This is a genomic window from Streptomyces sp. NPDC001135 (assembly GCF_053598395.1).
The window spans coordinates 163,205-181,330 of the sequence record NZ_JBSFKD010000006.1; the positions used below are offsets into that span (position 1 = coordinate 163,205).

Below are 18,126 nucleotides of genomic sequence, written 5' to 3' on the forward strand. Positions count from 1 at the left end.
CTCTGGGGGCCCTCCCCCCTCCCTCCCCCTCCCCGCCCACCCCCCACTTCAAGGCGCCACGGATCAAGCCTCCGCCGCCGGTTCCTCCTCGCTCAGGTCCTCGTCGGGTACGAATCCCGGCAGCCACTCCTCCAGTTCCTCGCGCAGGCGTACCGTGGCGCCCAGCTGGCACAGGACGCCGATCGTGCTCAGGGTCACCCGGTGGATCAGCAGATAGGCCGGCGGCAGGTTCAGCCGCTTGCCCAGCTGGTAGGCGGGGGAGCGGGGGTCGGCGATGCGGGCCGCCTGGCTGCGCATCCAGGTGCGGGTGAAGGTGAACGTCTCGGCCCGGGCCGGTTCGATGATCGGCAGGAGGTAGTCGAGGACCGCGTCCGGGTCCAGCTCTATGGACTCCTTCACGAATCCTTCGGCGCAGAGCATGTCGTAGACCGACTCGGCTTCGTCGTCCAGCGTCATGCGCAGGGAGGTGCCGATCGGCAGGGGGAGCCCCCCGGGCAGCCGGTCGACCGTGCCGAAGTCGAGGACGCCGAGGCGCCAGTCGTCCTCGCCGGCCGGGCCGCCCGGCAGCAGCCGGAAGTTGCCCGGGTGCGGGTCGGCGTGGAGCAGGCCGGTGCGGGCCGGGCCCGAGAAGAGGAAGCGGGCCAGAAGCTGGCCGGCCCGGTCGCGCTGCTCCTGGGTGCCGTCCGAGATCACCTCGGACAGCGGGATGCCGTCGATCCACTCGGTCACCAGGACCTGCTCGCGCTGGTGCACCACTGCCGGGACCACCACGTCCGGGTCGTCCGCGAACTCCTCCGCGTGGGCGGACTGGGCCTGCGCCTCCAGTCCGTAGTCCAACTCCTCGGAGACGCGGTCCTTCAGTTCCGCGATCAGCGGCTTGATGTCCATGCCAGGAATCAGCGGCCCCAACAGACGGGCGAAGCGGCTCAGTTGTCCCAGGTCGGAGAGCAGGGCCTCGCCGGCGCCCGGGTACTGCACCTTGACCGCCACCTCACGGCCGTCGTGCCACACGGCCCGGTGCACCTGCCCGATCGAGGCCGCGGCGGCCGGTTTGTCCTCGAACTCCTCGAACAGATCGCGCCAGTCCGGACCCAGCCGCTCCTCGAGGACCGCGTGCACGGTACGGGTCGGCATGGGCGGTGCCGCCTCCTGGAGCTTGGTCAGGGCCGCGCGGTAGGGGCCGGCGATCTCCTCGGGCAGCGCCGACTCGAAGACGGACAGGGCCTGCCCGAACTTCATCGCACCGCCCTTCAGCTCGCCGAGCACCTTGAACAGCTGCTCCGCGGTGCGCTGTTGCAGTTCCCGGCCGACGATCTCCGCGGACTCGCCCACGATCCGCTTGCCCAGCCCCCAGGTCGCCCGGCCGGCGATGCCGAGCGGGAGCGCGGCGAGCTTGGCGGTACGGGTGACCGCCTTCCGGGGAAGATCAGACATGCGCCCTCCAAGTCCCAGTCGGCCGCGCCTCGCCTGCCTTGCGTCGTCGCTTCGCCGACGGCCGTTGCACCGCCATTGTCGCGCGCGGTTCGCCGCCCGTTGAGGAGTGCTCCCCCTTCTTACCTCTCTCCGCCGCCCCGCACCCGCATGCCGGGTGCGGCCGGACCGGTCGGCTGCGCCAGTTGAGGCCGGGCAGGGACACCTCCTGGCGGGTGCCGACGCTGGACGGCGTCTGCCCGTCGAGGAAGGCCAGCGCGTGCGCCGCGGCCAGTCCCGCGACCGCGGTGGCCAGTGTCAGATCGCAGGCGCCGACCCGGCGGGCCTTCGGGGACCGCCACTGGGCGGTCAGCCGGGGCCAGGCCGGGTCCCGGTCGCCGCGGTCGAGGTGCAGGCAGCCGACGCAGCCCGATGCGCCGGGCAGGACGAGGGGGCCCACGACGCCTGTGCCCTCGACCACGCCGGCACACAGGTGCGGTGTTCCGGCGGTCATGAGCGCTTCGGTGTCGGCCGGGTCGGGTGCGTGCACGGCCACGTCGTCCCGGGGCGCGAGGATCACCAGGGAGAGCCCGGCGTCCTGGGCGCCGGATCCGGGGGAGTGGGCGTGGCGCGGTGGTCGGTCGGGTGCCGCGCGGCGCACGGCGGCCCGCGCCGCCGTCTCGCGGCGCTCGCCGAGCGACTCGGCGGGCAGTCCGCCCGGGGCCAGGTCCCACGGTTCGACGTGTCCCGTGTCGCGCACGTCGACCTCGCCCACTCCGGCCCCCGACAGAGCCGACGCCAGGACGGCGCCGACCCGCCCCGCGCCCCGTACCTGCACGCGCAGCGCGCGGCGGGCGGCGAGCCGGGCGAGGGCGGCGCCCGGCTCGGCGGTGGTCAGGGACAGCGCGGCGAGGTCGGGGCGCAGCCGCCGCAGGACGTCGTCCTTCTCGCGCAGGGCGTCCGCGGCCGGTCCGCCGCCGCGCGCGTCGTCGACCAGGCCCGCGCGGGTCAGCCGTGCCAGCAGGGTGTCGACGCGGCCGTCCGGCAGATTGCGGCGGCGGCCCTCCTCGCGCAGCAGCGGCAGCCCGCGCGTGCCGTTGAGCAGGTCCAGGAAGCCGCTCGTCGCCGGGTCCATCGGGCCCAGTGTCAGCGCGTGCGCCGGGGTCATCCCGAACTGCGCGGTGTCGCGATCACGCCAGCCGCGCCGCAGCGCGGGTTTGATCACCGGATGCATGACTGACCCCCGTTTCCGTGGAACCATTCCGGACCTCTCGTCGCCTGCGGAGCCGGTCGTGCTCCGCCGACGCATGCCAGCATGCCGCGCCGGTCCGTCCGGCGCCGGGAGTTATCCACAGGTCGGGCATGTTTGTCATATGAGCGTGTAGGTAAAAGCCAGTATTTCCACGGGAACTGGAATAAACCGGATGTGCGGATCAGTCGGAGGAGTCATAGGAATCAGACGCATGGTGGGGGATCGGCGCAGAACCGTTCCGCAGCCGGGACTTCGGCCGTGCCCAGCGGGTAACGTCGGGGCGTGCCCGCCGACCCACTGCACCGCGCCGGAAACCCACAGCGCAGCACGACGAGCCAGCCGCCCGGCGGCTCGGGGGCGAGCGCGATCGAGGTCCGCAGGAGCACCCGGCGCCGCCGGACGGTCTCCGCGTACCGCGAGGGCGATCGCACCGTCGTACTGATCCCCGCCCGGATGTCGAAGGCGGAGGAACAGCGCTGGATCACCGTCATGCTCGACAAACTCGCCGCCCAGGAGAGCAAACGGACGCTGGGCGACTCCGAGCTGGGTGAGCGCGCCGAGCGGCTGTCGGCGCAGTACTTCGACGGCCGGGCGCGGCCCGCCTCCGTGCGCTGGGTCACCAACCAGAACACCCGGTGGGGTTCGTGCACCCCGGCCGAGGGCAGCATCCGGCTCTCGCACCGGCTGCAGGGGATGCCCGAGTACGTCGTCGACTACGTCCTCTGCCATGAGCTGGCCCATCTGCTGGTCCCCGGTCACGGGCCGGACTTCTGGCGGCTGCTGGAGGCCTATCCGCGCACCGAGCGGGCCCGCGGCTACCTCGAGGGGGTCGTCGCCGCCGGGCGGCTGCCGCATGTGCCGGGGGCGCGCGGGGAGTGAGCCGGGTGCCGTCCGTCCGCCTCGGGGTGCGGTTGTGTACCGGGTCTGTACCGGCTGCGTGCGATGTCGGACTTTGCCGTTAGCCTTGCGCGACGCACTCACACTCGGGATGGGGGACGGTCGTTACGCATGGCCAGGGAATTCCAACGCGGCCACAAGGCCAGGGTCAGTGACCTCACGGCGGGCACGGATCTGTACGTAGGCGTGCAGATCTCCGCTCCCGGGCTCACCTTCGACATCAGCTGCTTCGGTCTGGACGCCGACGAGCGCCTCTCGGACGACCGGTACTTCGTCTTCTTCAACCAGCCGAAGTCCCCGGAGGAGTCCGTCCAGCTGCTCGGCGCCCAGGCGGGCGACACGGAGTCGTTCCGGGTCACGCTGGACCGGGTCCCCTCGCACATCCGCAAGCTGTCCTTCACGGCGACCATCGACGGCGCCGGGCAGATGTCGCAGGTCGCGCCCGGCTATCTGCGCATCGTGGCGGGGGGCGAGGAGGTCGTGCGGTACTCCTTCACCGGCGCGGAGTTCTCCACCGAGCGAGCCGTCATGCTCGGTGACCTCTACTTCAAGGACGGCTGGCGGTTCGCCGCGGTCGGACAGGGCTTCGACGGCGGTCTGGAGGCGCTGCTGAAGAACTTCGGCGGCGAGGTACTGGAGGAGGAGGCTCCCGCCGCCCCGCAGCAGCCGCAGCCCGGTGCCACCCCCGGTTTCGCCCCGCCCGCCCAGGCCGCCGCCCCGCCGGCGTTCGCGGCCCCCCAAGCCCCCGCGCCCGCCCCGGGCCCCGCGCCGCAGCCCGCCGCACAGGGCTTCGCCGCGCCGCCCGGTGGAACTCCGCCGCAGGGCTTCACAGCCCCGGGTCACACCCCGCCGCAGGGCTTCACACCGCCCGGTCACACCCCGCCCCCGTCCCCGGCGCCCGCGCCGAACGTGCACGCCGCGCCGACGGTCATCGCCCCCCTGGCCCCGCCCCCCGGCGGCGCCGTCCCGCCGCCGGCCCCGGCCCCCGCACCGTACGGGCAGCCCCAGCAGCCGTACGGGCAGCCGCCCCAGCAGCCGTCGTACGGCGGCCAGCCGGCCGCGCCGATGCCCCCGGGCTACGGCCAGCAGCCGCCCTCCTACGGCGGCCAGCCCGCCCCGCCGATGCCCCCGGGCTACGGCCAGGTCCCGGGCCAGCAGCCCGCCGGCTACGGAGTGCCGCAGGGCGCCCCGCAGGGCGGCGCCGGGGTGACCGCCGCGCTCCAGGCGTTCAAGGAGACGCCGACCGGGCAGCGCTGGACGCAGCAGAACAAGAAGCTCATCCGCGTCGACCTCGGCATCGGCGGCCAGCCCGTGCTGGCCAAGCAGGGCAGCATGGTGCTCTACCAGGGCAAGGTCGACTTCAGCTACAAGGGCGCCGGTTTCGCCGGGCGGATCGTCGGCAGCGCCACCGGCCAGGAGATGCAGCTGATGCGCTGCACCGGCCAGGGCCAGGTGTTCCTCGCCGAGAACTCCACCCACCTGCACCCCGTCGAGCTGCAGGGCGACGCGATCTGCGTCTCCGCCGAGAACGTCCTCGCGTTCGACGAGAGCCTGCAGTACGAGGTGCGCCGCGTCGAGGGCCACGGCATCCCCGGCGGCGCGTTGTTCACCATGCAGTTCCAGGGCACCGGCACGATCGTCGTCAAGACACACGGCACGCCCGTGGTCCTGCCGGTCACACCGACCACCTTCGCCGACTGCAACGCCGTCGTCGCCTGGTCGGCCGCCTCCCAGGTGATCGTCTCCAGCCAGGTCCGCATGCGCCGCAACGCCTACCCGGGCGACACCGGCGAGAGCGTCAACCTCCAGTTCCGGGGCGCACCCGGCAACTTCATCGTCGTCCAGCCGTACGAGGTCTGAGGGAGCCCGTCATGAACCAGCCGCTCGCGGGCTACGCCCCCGCACCCGTCGCCGCCCGCATGGAGAACCACGGCAACCACATGCTGAAGGTCGCCATGCAGACCGGGAACGACCTCCTCGCGCGCGTGGGCTCCATGGTCGCCTACGAAGGCTTCATCCAGTACGAGCCCAACCCCCCGGCCGTCCGCCAGATCGCCCGCGACTGGATCACCGGCGAGGGGGCGCCCCTGATGAAGTGCACCGGCGACGGCCTGCTCTACCTGGCCGACTACGGCGCCGACGTCGTCGTGATCAACCTCAACGGCGACGGCATCTCCGTCAACGCCACCAACCTGCTCGCCTTCGACGCCCATCTGACGTGGGGCGTCGAACGGGTCAAGGGACTCGCGAAGTTCGCCGGGCAGGGCCTGTGGAACACGAAGATCTCCGGGCAGGGCTGGGTCGCGCTGACCTCCCGGGGCAAGCCGATCGTCGTCGACTGCGGCGGCGGCGAGGACGAGACGTACGTCGACCCGGACGCGCTCGTCGCCTGGTCGCCGAACCTGAGGGTGAAGGGCAAGCGCAGCTTCAAGGCGCAGTCGCTGATCGGCCGGGGCAGCGGCGAGGCCTACCAGATGGCCTTCTCCGGCCAGGGCATCGTCGTCGTCCAGCCCAGCGAGGACAGCACCGACCGCCTCCGGGTCCGGGGCTGAGGGGGAGTCAGAAAGCCATGCAGAGCCCGCTTTTCGCACACAACGACGTCCAGACGCAGGAGCGCTGGAGCCTGCAGAACAAGCAGATGCTCCGCGTCACCCTGGAGGGTCACGACGACATCCTGGCCCGCAAGGGCACCATGGTCGCCTACCAGGGCCTGGTCGAGTTCGACGCCGAGTACCGCAGCAACAACCAGGCACGCGCGCGTGCGTACACCGGCGAGGGCCTGGACCTGATGCGCTGCCACGGGCAGGGCACGGTGTACCTCGCCAACCTCGGCCAGCACGTGCACGTCATGGACGTCGAGCAGGACGGGCTGACCGTCGACAGCTCCTACGTCCTCGCCATGGACTCCTCGCTGCACTATGAGGTCATCGCCGTCGACAGCCTCTACGGCATCTCCGGCTCCGGGAAGTACCAGCTGAACATCACCGGACGCGGCAAGGTCGCCCTGATGACCTCCGGCGCGCCGCTGCTGATGCAGGTCACACCCGACAAGTACGTCAACTGCGACGCGGACGCGATCGTCGCCTGGTCCACCGGGCTGCGCGTGCAGATGCAGGCCCAGACGCACTCCTCCGGGGTGTGGCGCCGGCGCGGCAACACCGGTGAGGGCTGGGAGCTGAGCTTCATGGGCTCCGGGTTCGCGCTGGTGCAGCCCAGCGAGCTGCTGCCGCCGCAGAACGCGGTGATCGGCCAGGGCCTCGCCGCCCAGTTCGGTATGGGGCAGCAGGGGGCGCGCGGGCAGAACCAGGGGAACGTCTGGAGCTGAGGAAGAGGTGAGGGGTGACCGTGGCGGTCACCCCTCTCACCCGGTCACAGCCGGGCGCGTGTCGCTTCCAGCAGCCGTACGACCGATTCGTCGGCTACGGCCCCCACCTCGCCGTAGGCGAACCAGCGCAGGTCGAGAGACTCGTCGCTGATCGCCTCCACGGCCCCGCGCGGGGCGACGGCGGCGTACTGCACGTCCAGGTGCCAGGCACAGGGAGTGCGATGGCGGTCCAGGCGCACCGGGCCGCCCGGCAGCAGGACCAGACCCGTGATGCCCGACTCCTCGGTCGCCTCGCGCAGGGCCGCGTCCGCCAGGGTGGCGTCGCACGGCTCGCAGTGGCCGCCCATCTGCAGCCACATCCGCATCTTCCTGTGGAGGGTCAGCAGGACCCGCTCGCGCGCCGGATCGATCACCAGGGCGCTCGCCGTGATGTGCCCGTCCTCGCACGCCTTCCACATGCCGTCCGGGTGGGCCGCCAGATGGTCCAGGTAGACCTGGCGCAGCTCCTCCTGGTCCTCGTACCCCTTCAGGACGAGGACCGCGTCGTCATGAAGGCTCACTCGGTGTCGTCGTCCTTCTTGTGCAGGTCCGGCTTGCCGTGAGAACCGCCCGCCGCCTCCCCGAGCATCTTGTCCAGCTCGGAGAAGTCCAGCTGCTCGCGGTGCACGAACCCGTCCGGGTCGTCCAGGTCGGTCGCCGTCGGCAGCATGTCCGGGTGCGCCCACAGACCGTCCCGGCCGTCGACCCCGCGCGCGTCCGTGAGCGAGGCCCACAGGCGGGAGGCGTCGCGCAGCCGGCGCGGGCGCAGCTCCAAGCCGATCAGCGTGGCGAACGTCTGCTCCGCCGGGCCGCCGGTCGCGCGGCGGCGGCGCAGGGTCTCGCGCAGGGCGTCGGCGGACGACAGACGCGGCTTGGCGGCCGCGTGGACCACCGCGTCCACCCAGCCCTCCACGAGCGCCAGAGCCGTCTCCAGACGGGCCAGGGCGGCCTTCTGCTCCGGGGTGTCCTCCGGCTGGAACATGCCCTGCTGGAGCGCGTCCTGCAGCTGCTCCGGGTTCTGCGGGTCGAACTGGCCGACCACGTCCTCCAGCTTCGCGGTGTCGACCTTGATCCCGCGCGCGTAGCCGTCGACCGCGCCGAACAGGTGCGAGCGCAGCCACGGCACATGCGCGAACAGGCGCTGGTGGGCCGACTCGCGCAGGGCCAGGTAGAGCCGCACCTCCTCCTGCGGCACGCCGAGGTCCTTGCCGAAGGCCTCCACGTTGGCCGGGAGCAGCGCCGCCTTGCCGGCCGGTCCGAGCGGCAGGCCGATGTCGGTGGAGCCGACGACCTCGCCCGCGAGCACGCCGACGGCCTGCCCGATCTGCGTGCCGAACATGGCGCCGCCCATCGAGCGCATCATGCCGATCAGCGGGCCCGCCATGGCCTGCATCTCCTCCGGCAGGACGTCGCCCATGGCCGCGCCGACCCGCTCGGCGACCGGGTCGACCAGCTCCTGCCAGGCCGGCAGGGTCGCCTCCACCCACTCCGCGCGGGACCAGGCCACCGCCGAGGCGGAGCCCGACGGCAGGGACGTCGCGTCGTCCAGCCACAGGTCGGCCAGGCGGACGGCCTCCTCGACCGCCTTGCGCTCGGCCGGCCCCACACTGGCGTCCTTCGTGCCGTCCGGGGTGCCCTGGGCGACCGTCTGGCGGGCGATCTGCTTGGCCATGTCCCAGTTCACCGGACCGCCCTCGTAGGAGAGCATCTGGCCCAGCTGCTGGAACGCGGCGCCCAGGTCGGTGGGGTTCAGGGAACCGAACATGGCTGCGAGCGGATTGTCGGCGCCGGGGCCGCCAAAGCCTCCGGCTCCGGGCAGGCCGCCGAAGCCGAACGGGTTGGCCGGTCCCTGCCCACCACCGCTCTGCTGGTCCTTCTTCTTGCCCTCGTCGCCGTCTTCCGGCTCCTCCGGCGGAAGGCCGAAACCGAATGGGGTGTCACTCACGGGATTCCTCGGCTGGTAAGGCCGCCGGTTCTCTCCGGCGGCGCGGCTGCCCGACAACACCACCCAGCGTAGACACCCGGACCCGATCGGGCCTCGGTGCTTCGCCCACAGCACGCCTGCGGCAGGATGGATGCACCTGGTACGTACGCGTCACTCGCGCTCGTACTGAAGACAACCGCTGGAGACGCCCGGTGAGTTCCCCAGATCCGCAGGTTCGCGCAGCGCGAAACCCCTCAGCCCCGTCCGCCGTGCGCGGACCCGTCGTCGCGGTCACCGGCGCCGCCGCGGGTGTCGGTGCCCTGCTCACCGAGCGACTCGCCGCCTCCGGGGAGATCAAGCAGGTCATCGCGATCGACGAGCGGCGCGGCGAGTGCGCCGCCGCCACCTGGCACATCCTCGACGTGCGCGACCCCGCCATCGCGGACAAGCTGCGGGGCGCCGACGTGGTCGTCCACCTCGCGCTGGACCTCGATCTGGAGACCGATCCGGCGGCTCGTACCGCTTACAACGTCCGGGGGACGCAGACCGTCCTGACGGCCGCCGCGGCGGCCGGCGTGCCCCGGGTCGTGCTGTGCACCTCGGCGATGGTCTACGGCGCGCTCCCCGACAACGAGCTGCCCCTTTCGGAGGACGCCGAGCTGCGGGCGACCGCCGAGGCCACCGGGGTCGGGGACCTGCTGGAGATCGAGCGGCTGGCGCGGCGGGCGCCGCGGGCGCATCCGGGGCTGAACGTCACCGTCGTACGGCCCGCGGTGCTGGTCGGCGGCACGGACACGGCGCTGACCCGGTACTTCGAGTCGCCGCGGCTGCTCGTCGTCGCCGGGTCGCGGCCCGCGTGGCAGTTCTGCCACGTCGAGGACCTGTGCAGCGCCCTGGAGTACGCCGTCCTGGAGAAGGTCGACGGGGAACTGGCCGTCGGCTGCGACGGGTGGCTGGAGCAGGAGGAGGTCGAGGAGCTCAGCGGGATCCGGCGGATGGAACTGCCGTCGGCGGTCGCGCTCGGCGCGGCGGCCCGGCTGCACCGGATCGGGCTCACGCCGTCTCCGGCGGGGGACCTGGCGTACACGATGTACCCGTGGGTGGTCAGCGGGAGCCGGTTGCACGACGCCGGGTGGCGGCCCCGGTGGACCAACGAGGAAGTGCTCGCGGAGCTCCTGGAGGAGGTTTCCGGGCGGCACACGGTCGCCGGGCGGCGGCTGGGGCGCAAGGACGCCACGGCCGCGGGGGCCGCGGGGGCGACGGTGGCCCTGCTGGGCGCTGCCGCTGTGGTCCGGCGGGCCCGGAAGGCCCGGCGGCGCGTCTAGCGGCGCTGTGACAAACTCCAAACGCCACCACGCGCGTGCCTGGTGAATCTCGTATTCCTCCGTGTCACAGGCGTGCGGCACGATGGGGGCATGGCACATGCGAACGAGCACCCCGGTGAGCAGGGGGCGCAGGACCCCATCAAGTTGATCGGTGTCCGGGAGACCGCGCTCTCCGTGGACGAGGTCCTCCAGGCCGTCGGGGACGCCGCGGCCGGAGGCATCGCGCTGTTCGTGGGCACCGTGCGCAACCACGACGGGGGCGCCGACGTGGACGCCCTCGGGTACTCCTGCCACCCCAGTGCCGAGGCCGAGATGCGGCGGATCGCCGAGAAGGTCGCGGCCGAGTACCCGGTGCGGGCGCTGGCCGCCGTGCACCGCGTGGGCGACCTGAGCGTGGGGGACCTCGCCGTGGTCGTCGGCGTGGCCTGTCCGCACCGGGCCGAGGCCTTCGACGCCTGCCGCAAGCTGATCGACGACCTCAAGCACGAGGTGCCCATCTGGAAACACCAGAAGTTCTCGGACGGGACGGACGAATGGGTCGGCGCGTAGCGCCGTCGTCGAGGGGCGGAGCCTGTCGACGTCCGTCACTCGGGGCATCTGTGCCCCCCAAGTTGCGTAACCGCCCCCCTCGCGTGAGCGTTGTCAGTGCGGATGGTTAATCTGCTGATCAGTCAGTTGCGGACGCTCGTGGCGTTGGGAGGTCGGCATGGGGGCGCTTGTCTGGCTGCTGATTCCGCTCTTGGCCGCGGTCGGCGGCGGACTGTGGGGCAGCTGGGCCAACAGAACACGCAAGGTGCGCGGCGACGGCCCCGAGCTGGACGGCTATGCCCGTTTCCGGGAGGCCATGGAGAGGTCCCACACGGGCGCCGACGGCGCGTGACGGGTGCCCTGACGGTCCGCTGACACAGGCGTCCCGTACTGTCGTGGCATGCCACGCCGCACCGCGACGATGCTCGCCTCCACCCTGATGCTGATCGCGCTCCTGTGCGCGGGAGTGCTCATCCCCGTGCCGTACGCGGAGATGTCTCCCGGCCCGACCGTGAACACACTGGGGGACCACGACGGCGAGCCGGTGCTGCAGATCACCGGGCACAAGACGTACCCGACCGACGGTCACCTGAACATGACGACGGTCCGGGTGACCAGCGCGGACTTCCGGATGAACCTGGTGGAGGCGGTCTACGGCTGGCTGGCGCACGACAGCAAGATCGTGCCGCACGACACGCTCTACCCGGACGGCAAGACCGAGGAGCAGTCCACCCAGGAGAACGCCGAGGAGTTCAGCCAGTCCCAGGAGAGCGCCAAGGTCGCCGCCCTGAAGGAGCTCGGCGTTCCCGTGAAGTCCTGGGTGATCGTCTCCACCGTCGTCAAGGGCTCACCGGCCGAGGGCAGGCTGCACGCCGGTGACGTGATCAAGGCCGTCGACGGTACCGCCGTGAAGCAGCCCTCCGACGTCGCCAAGTTCGTCACCGAGCACAAGCCCGGTCAGAAGGTCGTGTTCACCGTCGTCCCGGCCAAGGAGCAGGCCGCTGCCGAGAAGGCGCACAGGACGGCGACCAAGACCCAGGACGTCACCGTCACCACGACCACCTCGGAGGACAGCGGCGCCAAGCGGGCCATCGTCGGGATCTCCGCCGGGACCGACCACACCTTCCCGTTCACCATCGACATCAAGCTCGCCGACGTCGGCGGGCCGAGCGCCGGCCTGATGTTCTCCCTCGGCATCTACGACAAGCTGACCCCGGGCAGCCTGACCGGCGGCAAGTTCGTCGCGGGCACCGGCACCATCGACGACAACGGCACCGTCGGGCCGATCGGCGGCATCGAGATGAAGACCGTCGGCGCGCGCGACAAGGGCGCCCAGTACTTCCTGACGCCCGCCGACAACTGCGCCGCAGCCGCCAAGGACACCCCGAGCGGGCTCAGGCTGGTGAAGGTCAAGACGATCGGTGACGCGCTCGACGCGCTGAAGGACATCCGCAGCGGGAACACGGCGGCGCTGCCCAAGTGCACCACCAACGGCTGACCGGCACGCGCGTGTGACGCGGCTGGGGGCGCCCCGCAGAGCAGGGGCGCCCCCATCGCCGTACCGCACCGGGCGGGATCAGTCCGCGAACGTCGCCGCCAGGGCCTCCGCCAGGCCGGGGACCAGTTCCGGGCCCGTCAGGACCTCCGTCGGGGAGTCCTTCTCGCGCAGCCGCAGCGCCGACTCACGGGCGCCGTCACGCAGCACCGCGACCGTCATGCGCACCTCCTGGCGCTCGGGGTGCTCGGCGACCCACCTGGCCAGCTTGGCCTCGCTCAGGTTCTGCGGGACCTGCGCCTCGGCGGACGGCGGCAGCATCAGGCGCTCCACCGAGAGCGCGCACCCGACCACCGCGTCGGGCCAGGCGATGGTGCCGAGGAACTCGTCCAGCGGCTTGCCGGACGGGATCTCGTCCTGCTCGATCGGGGTGAGACCAGAGGTCTCGGACTCGTCCCCGTCCAGGCCCAGCTGGGCCGCGAGCGAGGGTTCCTGAGCCCGCAGCCGTGCGGTGTCGACAAGGGCGAAGAGGCGAGCGGGCTGGTCCCAGCCGAGGCCGGAGACGTACTCGTCGATCTCGAGTACGGCCCGGGTGAGCGGGCTCGCTGCCATGGGAGTGTTGGACATGGTCACAATCCTGCCTCGTTCCCCGCCGGAATCGGGAACCGAGCAGCGCGTGAGTAAGTTGCATAGGTGTTGGCCCGCGATCACGGGGGGCAACCGAGGCCCCGCGAACACGAGGGCCTGACGGATCGACAGCGAACTTCGAGGTGCACACCTTGGCTTTCCAGATGCCGGACCGCGGCGGAGGCCCGACGGGGCCGCGGATCACAGCGGGCCGCCCGTCCCGGCGCGTTCGGGCCCTGCTCATGACACTGGGCGTCCTGGCCGTCCTCGGCATGGCGTTCACCATGTTCGCGGGCTTCTGGACGGACTGGCTGTGGTACCGGTCGGTGCACTACTCGTCCGTGTTCACGACCGTGCTGTGGACCAAGATCGGGCTCTTCTTCGTCTTCGGTCTGCTGATGGCGGTCGCCGTGGGGGTCAACATCTGGCTCGCGCACCGGCTGCGGCCCCCGCTGAGCGCCATGTCCATGGAGCAGCAGAGCCTCGACCGCTACCGGATGGGCATCGCGCCGTACAAGAAGTGGCTGCTGCTCGCCGTCACCGCGCTCGTCGGGCTGATCGCCGGCACCTCCGCGGCCGGCCAGTGGCGGACCTGGCTGATGTGGGTCAACGGCGAGCCCTTCCACCAGAAGGACCCCCAGTTCCACCTCGACGTCTCCTTCTACGCCTTCGACCTGCCCTGGTACCGATTCCTGCTCGGCTTCGGGTTCGCCGCCGCCGTCCTGTGCCTGATCGCCGCCGCGCTCACGCACTACCTGTACGGCGGGCTGCGCGTCACCAGCCCCGGCGCGCGCGCCACCGCCGCCGCGACCGGGCATCTGTCGGTGCTGCTCGGCATCTTCGTCGCCCTGAAGGCGGTCGCCTACTGGCTCGACCGGTACGGCCTGGCCGTCAAGTCCAGCGACTTCAAGGCCACCGACGACTGGACCGGCCTGCGCTACGTCGACGCCAACGCCTATCTGCCGGCGAAGACGATCCTGTTCTGCATCGCCGTGATCTGCGCGCTGCTCTTCTTCGCCACGCTGTGGCGGCGCACCTGGCAGCTGCCCGTGATCGGCTTCGGCCTGATGGTCCTCTCGGCGATCCTGATCGGCGGCCTGTACCCGGCGATCGTGCAGAAGTTCCAGGTCCAGCCCAACGAGCAGGCCAAGGAAGCCCCGTACGTCCAGAAGAACCTCAAGGCGACCCGCGAGGCGTACGGCATCGACGACGCCAAGGTCACCGAGTACGCGGGCAAGTCCACGACGTCGGACCAGGCCACGGCCTCGGACAAGGCCAGGCTGCGGGGCGACGCCGACGACGCGGCGAGCATCCGCATCATGGACCCGAACATCGTCTCGCCGACGTTCCAGCAGCTGCAGCAGATGAAGAACTACTACGGGTTCCCGACCAACCTGGACGTCGACCGCTACAGCACCAAGGACGGCAAGGACCAGGACACGGTCATCGGTCTGCGCGAGCTGAACCTGGACGGCATCCCGAAGAACAACTGGATCAACGACCACTTCCGCTACACGCACGGCTACGGCGTGGTCGCAGCCAAGGGCACCGAGGCCGACACCCAGGGCCAGCCGGTCTTCACCGAGTCCAACCTGCCGTCCAAGGGTGACCTCCCGCCGTACGAACAGCGCGTCTACTACGGCGAGAAGACCACCACGTACTCCATCGTCGGCGGACCGCAGAAGGAGGTCGACTACTCGGCGGACAACGGCGACGAGAAGACCACCAGCTACACCGGCCAGAGCGGCGTCAACCTCGACAATCCGATCAACCGGGCCGCGTACGCGGTGGCGTTCAACGAACCGCAGATCCTCTACTCGGGCGCGATCGGCAAGGGCTCGCGGATCCTGTACAACCGCACGCCCAAGGAGCGTGTGGAGGCGGTCGCCCCCTGGCTCACCATCGACGGGGACGCCTATCCGGCGGTCGTCGGCGGCCATATCCAGTGGATCGTCGACGCGTACACGACGTCGAACGGCTACCCGTACTCCTCCCGTACGACCCTGGGCAACACGACGGCCGACTCGCTGACCGCCACCAACGACAACCGCGCGGTGGTGGCCCAGCAGAACCAGGTCAACTACATCCGCAACTCGGTGAAGGCGACCGTCGACGCGTACACCGGCGAGGTCAGGCTCTACCAGTGGGACACCCAGGACCCGGTGCTGAAGACCTGGATGAAGGCCTTCCCCGGCACGGTCGAGCCGCGCACGGCCATCTCCCCGGAGCTGATGGCCCATCTGCGCTATCCGCAGGACCTGTTCAAGGTCCAGCGTGAGCTGCTCACCCGCTACCACGTGACGGACGCGCAGACGTTCCTCACCGGCAGTGAGGTCTGGCAGGTGCCCGACGACCCGACCAACGACTCGGGCAGCGCGGTGCCGCCGTACTACCTGAGCATGAAGATGCCGGACCAGAGCAAGCAGTCGTTCTCGCTGACGACGACGTTCACGCCGAACGGACGGGACAACCTCAGCGCGTTCATGGCGGTCGACTCCGATCCGGGCACCAGTGACTACGGCAGGATCAGAATCCTGAAGCTGCCGACCAGCACGACGGCCGACGGTCCCAAACAGGTGCAGAGCCAGTTCAACTCCCGGCCGGACATCGCGGAGACGATCAGCCTGCTCACCCGGGGTCATTCCAAGGTCGAGTACGGCAATCTGCTGACCGTGCCGCTCGACGGCGGACTGCTCTACGTGGAGCCGGTCTACATCCTCGGCGGCAGCAAGCTGAAATACCCCTTGCTCGGCAAGGTGCTGGTTTCCTACAACGGCAACACGGCGTTCGAGAACACCCTCGGCGAGGCGCTCGACAAGGTGTTCGGCGTGGAGGGTTCGACCACCACCCCACCGGACAACGGCACCGCCAACCCGCCGTCGTCCGCCAACCCGACCGTCCAGCAGGCCCTGGACGACGCCCAGAAGGCGTTCGACGCGGGTCAGCAGGCCCTCAAGGGGCCGAAGGGCCCGGACTGGACCGCGTACGACAAGGCGCAGAAGGATCTGAAGGCCGCGCTGAAGCGGGCCGAGGAGGCGCAGGCCAGGGCCGGCAAGAACGGGACGGGAAGCAAGAGCTGATCAAGGACACCCCGCGTCGTGGTACGGTTGACACGCAACGGCGCGGGGTGGAGCAGCTCGGTAGCTCGCTGGGCTCATAACCCAGAGGTCGCAGGTTCAAATCCTGTCCCCGCTACTGCAGTCGAAGGCCCGGATCCCAAGGGATCCGGGCCTTCGTGGTGTGCGAACTCATGTACTGAGGGGAGGGACGGCCGCGCCGCCGTGGGGAGTTGGGTGGTGTGTGTTTGACTTGTCTCCCTGTGGGCATGTCGACAAAACGCTGAAGTGACCTCACGGGCTGCGGTATACCGGGTGTACCCAGGTTGCAGGTGGTGCGACGATGGACGTTATGGGGGACAAGGCAACTCTGTTCGAGTCAGGGCGATTTGTGCAGTCTGCCGATGAAGAGCCGTCCCGGGACGATGTGAGTGACATGGGGGACGCCGCGGAAGAGGTACGCCTCGGACTGGCCGCGCAGAGCGGCGACGCCGAGGCGGCGAGCGTCCTCGGAGCCATGCTGCTGCGCCGCGGTGACCTCGACGGAGCGGAATCCCATCTGCGGGCCGCCACCGCGGCCGGCGACCGGGCCGCCGCCAACAACCTGGGTGTCCTGCTGCACCAGCGCGGCTACCCCGAGGAGGCCGCCGGCTGGTGGCGCGTCGCCGCCGTCGCCGGGTCCGCCGCCGCCGCGCACGCGCTGGGCCGCCACCACCGTGAGCGCGGGGACGAGCCCGCCGCGGAGTACTGGCTGCGCCAGTCCGCCGAGCAGGGGCATGCCCTCGGTGCCTACGCGCTCGCCGACCTGCTGGAGCACCGCGGGGACGTCGGCGCCGAGCACTGGATGCGGGCCGCGGCCGAGCGTGGACACCGGGAGGCCGCCTACCGGCTCGCCCGCGTGCTCGACCACAGAGCCGGGCGCGAGGACGAGGGCGGGCCTGACAACGCTGTCGCCGAGGCCGAACAGTGGTACCGGCAGGCCGCCGCACGCGGACACCGGCGCGCCGCGCTGCACCTCGGCGCGATCCTGGAGAGGCGTGGGGAACTGAAGGAGGCCGGGCGCTGGTACCTGACCTCCGCCAAGGACGGCGAGCCGCGGGCCGCCTGCGCGCTCGGCTTCCTGCTGCGCGACGCCGGGGACACCGAGAGCGCGGCCGTGTGGTGGCTGCGTGCCGCCCAGGAGGGCGACGGCAACGCGGCCAACGCGCTCGGCGCGCTGCACGCCGAGCGTGGCGAGACCCAGACCGCCGAGCGCTGGTACCGGGCGGCGCTGGACGCCGGTGACGACAACGGCGCGTACAACCTCGGGCTGCTCTGCGCCGAGCAGGGGCGGACCGCCCAGGCCGAGCAGTGGTACCGGCGGGCCGCCTACGCCGGGCACCGGGAGGCCGCCAACGCGCTCGCCATCCTGCTGCTCCAGGGCGGCGACACCACCGGCGCCGAGCCCTGGTTCTCCAAGGCCGCCGAGGCCGGGAGCGTGGACGCCGCGTTCAACCTCGGGATCCTCTACGCCGGGCGCGGGGCGGACGTGATGGCGCTGCGCTGGTACGAGCGGGCGGCCGCCGCCGGGCACACCGAGGCGGCCCTCCAGGTCGGGATCGCCCGGCTGCGCGAGGGTGACGAGCTGGAGGCCGAGCGGCATCTGCGGTGCGCGGCGGGCGCGGGCAGCACGGAAGCGGCGTACCGGCTGGCCACGCTGCTCGACGCGCGCCGGCCGCCGGAGCCGGCCCATGAGCTGGGCGAGATCGTGCACGAGAAGACCGAGTGCGAGGAGTGGTACGAGCGGGCGGCGACCCAGGGGCACCGGCGGGCGCAGGTGCGGGTCGGCATGCTCGCGGCGGCGCGGGGGGACGTGGTCGAGGCGGCGCGGTGGTACCGGGCGGCGGCGGAGGCCGGGTCGCGCAACGGCGCCTTCAATCTGGGGCTGCTGCTGGCCCGGGAGGGGAGCGAGCCGGAGGCGGCGGTGTGGTGGGCGCGGGCCGCTGATGCGGGGCATGGCCGGGCGGCTCTTCGGCTGGCCCTTGTCTACGCGCGTCGGGGGGAGCTGGCGGAGGGGCAGAAGTGGGCGGACCGGGCGGTCGAGCTGGGGTCGGCGGAGGTTGCCGAGCGGGCGGGGCGGCTGAGGGACGCGCTGCGGGAGGAACTGTCGGCCTGATCGGCGCTCTGCGTCGCAGCAGGGGAGTGGCCCTGGTCACTCGCCCCCTAAGTGATTTGCTTCCGTCGGCTTCTCTCGCGTAATGTCGTGTTC

At 71.4% G+C, this 18,126-nt stretch carries 15 protein-coding genes and 1 tRNA gene; 11 read left to right on the forward strand and 5 right to left on the reverse strand.

From position 1 onward, the window contains the following. Positions 1 to 63: 63 nt before the first annotated feature. Both ACWC94_RS10645 and ACWC94_RS10650 read right to left on the reverse strand, forming a co-directional pair. Positions 64 to 1,434, reverse strand: coding sequence for an ABC1 kinase family protein (locus ACWC94_RS10645; RefSeq protein WP_450796146.1), 1,371 nt, complete (start codon positions 1,432 to 1,434; stop codon positions 64 to 66). Continuing rightward, on the reverse strand, positions 1,427 to 2,644 hold the full coding sequence (locus ACWC94_RS10650; protein ID WP_450796147.1) for a TOMM precursor leader peptide-binding protein: 1,218 nt from the start codon (positions 2,642 to 2,644) through the stop codon (positions 1,427 to 1,429). The genes ACWC94_RS10645 and ACWC94_RS10650 overlap by 8 nt, the downstream gene beginning before the upstream one ends. Before the next feature lie 300 nt (positions 2,645 to 2,944). Here ACWC94_RS10650 and ACWC94_RS10655 point away from each other — a divergent pair, with 300 nt between their 5' ends. The 4 genes from ACWC94_RS10655 to ACWC94_RS10670 all read left to right on the forward strand — a co-directional run bounded on the left by ACWC94_RS10655 (position 2,945) and on the right by ACWC94_RS10670 (position 6,884). After that, positions 2,945 to 3,541, forward strand: a complete 597-nt coding sequence (locus ACWC94_RS10655; RefSeq protein ID WP_450796148.1) for a M48 metallopeptidase family protein — start codon at positions 2,945 to 2,947, stop codon at positions 3,539 to 3,541. A 129-nt stretch (positions 3,542 to 3,670) separates the two neighbouring features. Then, a complete protein-coding gene (locus ACWC94_RS10660) occupies positions 3,671 to 5,419 on the forward strand; it encodes a TerD family protein (protein WP_450796149.1) in 1,749 nt (582 codons plus the stop codon). Between the two features lie 11 nt (positions 5,420 to 5,430). Continuing rightward, positions 5,431 to 6,111 (forward strand): AIM24 family protein, encoded by a 681-nt coding sequence (locus ACWC94_RS10665; RefSeq protein ID WP_450796150.1) that lies wholly within the window; start codon positions 5,431 to 5,433, stop codon positions 6,109 to 6,111. A gap of 17 nt (positions 6,112 to 6,128) precedes the next feature. Beyond that, a complete protein-coding gene (locus ACWC94_RS10670; RefSeq protein ID WP_450796151.1) occupies positions 6,129 to 6,884 on the forward strand; it encodes an AIM24 family protein in 756 nt (251 codons plus the stop codon). Positions 6,885 to 6,928: 44 nt separating this feature from the next. Here the strand turns inward: ACWC94_RS10670 and ACWC94_RS10675 are convergent, their stop codons facing one another. Together ACWC94_RS10675 and ACWC94_RS10680 are read right to left on the reverse strand one after the other, a co-directional pair. Next, the gene (locus ACWC94_RS10675) at positions 6,929 to 7,444 is read right to left on the reverse strand and encodes an NUDIX hydrolase (protein WP_450796152.1); all 516 of its coding nucleotides are present in this window, start codon (positions 7,442 to 7,444) and stop codon (positions 6,929 to 6,931) included. Continuing rightward, positions 7,441 to 8,868 (reverse strand): zinc-dependent metalloprotease, encoded by a 1,428-nt coding sequence (locus tag ACWC94_RS10680; RefSeq protein WP_450796153.1) that lies wholly within the window; start codon positions 8,866 to 8,868, stop codon positions 7,441 to 7,443. Before ACWC94_RS10680 ends, ACWC94_RS10675 begins: the two co-directional genes overlap by 4 nt. 191 nt (positions 8,869 to 9,059) lie before the next feature. On the opposite strand from ACWC94_RS10680, the gene ACWC94_RS10685 reads away from it, so the two are divergent. From ACWC94_RS10685 to ACWC94_RS10700, 4 genes are all read left to right on the forward strand, one after another. Beyond that, complete coding sequence (locus ACWC94_RS10685; protein ID WP_450796154.1) at positions 9,060 to 10,172, forward strand: SDR family oxidoreductase; 1,113 nt, start codon at positions 9,060 to 9,062, stop codon at positions 10,170 to 10,172. 90 nt (positions 10,173 to 10,262) lie between these two features. Beyond that, complete coding sequence (locus ACWC94_RS10690; RefSeq protein WP_450796155.1) at positions 10,263 to 10,721, forward strand: molybdenum cofactor biosynthesis protein MoaE; 459 nt, start codon at positions 10,263 to 10,265, stop codon at positions 10,719 to 10,721. Between the two features lie 157 nt (positions 10,722 to 10,878). Beyond that, entirely contained in the window at positions 10,879 to 11,052 is a 174-nt protein-coding gene (locus ACWC94_RS10695; protein ID WP_450796156.1) for a hypothetical protein, read from the forward strand. A 48-nt stretch (positions 11,053 to 11,100) separates the two neighbouring features. Then, entirely contained in the window at positions 11,101 to 12,198 is a 1,098-nt protein-coding gene (locus ACWC94_RS10700) for a YlbL family protein (RefSeq protein WP_450796157.1), read from the forward strand. A gap of 78 nt (positions 12,199 to 12,276) precedes the next feature. On the opposite strand, the gene ACWC94_RS10705 is transcribed toward ACWC94_RS10700, so the two are convergent. Beyond that, complete coding sequence (locus ACWC94_RS10705; RefSeq protein WP_450796158.1) at positions 12,277 to 12,822, reverse strand: PPA1309 family protein; 546 nt, start codon at positions 12,820 to 12,822, stop codon at positions 12,277 to 12,279. Between the two features lie 164 nt (positions 12,823 to 12,986). Between ACWC94_RS10705 and ACWC94_RS10710 the strand changes: the two genes are divergently transcribed. The 3 genes from ACWC94_RS10710 (at position 12,987) to ACWC94_RS10720 (ending at position 18,033) form a co-directional block, all read left to right on the forward strand. Further along, complete coding sequence (locus tag ACWC94_RS10710) at positions 12,987 to 15,902, forward strand: UPF0182 family membrane protein (protein WP_450796245.1); 2,916 nt, start codon at positions 12,987 to 12,989, stop codon at positions 15,900 to 15,902. Between the two features lie 41 nt (positions 15,903 to 15,943). Further along, positions 15,944 to 16,017: transfer RNA gene (locus tag ACWC94_RS10715), tRNA-Met, on the forward strand. 204 nt (positions 16,018 to 16,221) lie between these two features. Further along, positions 16,222 to 18,033: a tetratricopeptide repeat protein gene (locus ACWC94_RS10720; RefSeq protein ID WP_450796159.1), complete on the forward strand. Its 1,812-nt coding sequence runs from the start codon at positions 16,222 to 16,224 to the stop codon at positions 18,031 to 18,033. Positions 18,034 to 18,126: the final 93 nt, after the last annotated feature.

Excerpts from the sequence above, each read along its gene's own strand:
- ACWC94_RS10705 (WP_450796158.1), bottom strand. The coding sequence starts at position 12,822 with ATGTCCAACACTCCCATGGCAGCGAGCCCGCTCACCCGGGCCGTACTC.
- ACWC94_RS10690 (WP_450796155.1), top strand. The coding sequence starts at position 10,263 with ATGGCACATGCGAACGAGCACCCCGGTGAGCAGGGGGCGCAGGACCCC.
- ACWC94_RS10665 (WP_450796150.1), top strand. The coding sequence starts at position 5,431 with ATGAACCAGCCGCTCGCGGGCTACGCCCCCGCACCCGTCGCCGCCCGC.
- ACWC94_RS10710 (WP_450796245.1), top strand. The coding sequence starts at position 12,987 with ATGCCGGACCGCGGCGGAGGCCCGACGGGGCCGCGGATCACAGCGGGC.
- ACWC94_RS10650 (WP_450796147.1), bottom strand. The coding sequence starts at position 2,644 with ATGCATCCGGTGATCAAACCCGCGCTGCGGCGCGGCTGGCGTGATCGC.
- ACWC94_RS10670 (WP_450796151.1), top strand. The coding sequence starts at position 6,129 with ATGCAGAGCCCGCTTTTCGCACACAACGACGTCCAGACGCAGGAGCGC.
- ACWC94_RS10695 (WP_450796156.1), top strand. The coding sequence starts at position 10,879 with ATGGGGGCGCTTGTCTGGCTGCTGATTCCGCTCTTGGCCGCGGTCGGC.
- ACWC94_RS10700 (WP_450796157.1), top strand. The coding sequence starts at position 11,101 with ATGCCACGCCGCACCGCGACGATGCTCGCCTCCACCCTGATGCTGATC.
- ACWC94_RS10645 (WP_450796146.1), bottom strand. The coding sequence starts at position 1,434 with ATGTCTGATCTTCCCCGGAAGGCGGTCACCCGTACCGCCAAGCTCGCC.
- ACWC94_RS10660 (WP_450796149.1), top strand. The coding sequence starts at position 3,671 with ATGGCCAGGGAATTCCAACGCGGCCACAAGGCCAGGGTCAGTGACCTC.
- ACWC94_RS10720 (WP_450796159.1), top strand. The coding sequence starts at position 16,222 with ATGGACGTTATGGGGGACAAGGCAACTCTGTTCGAGTCAGGGCGATTT.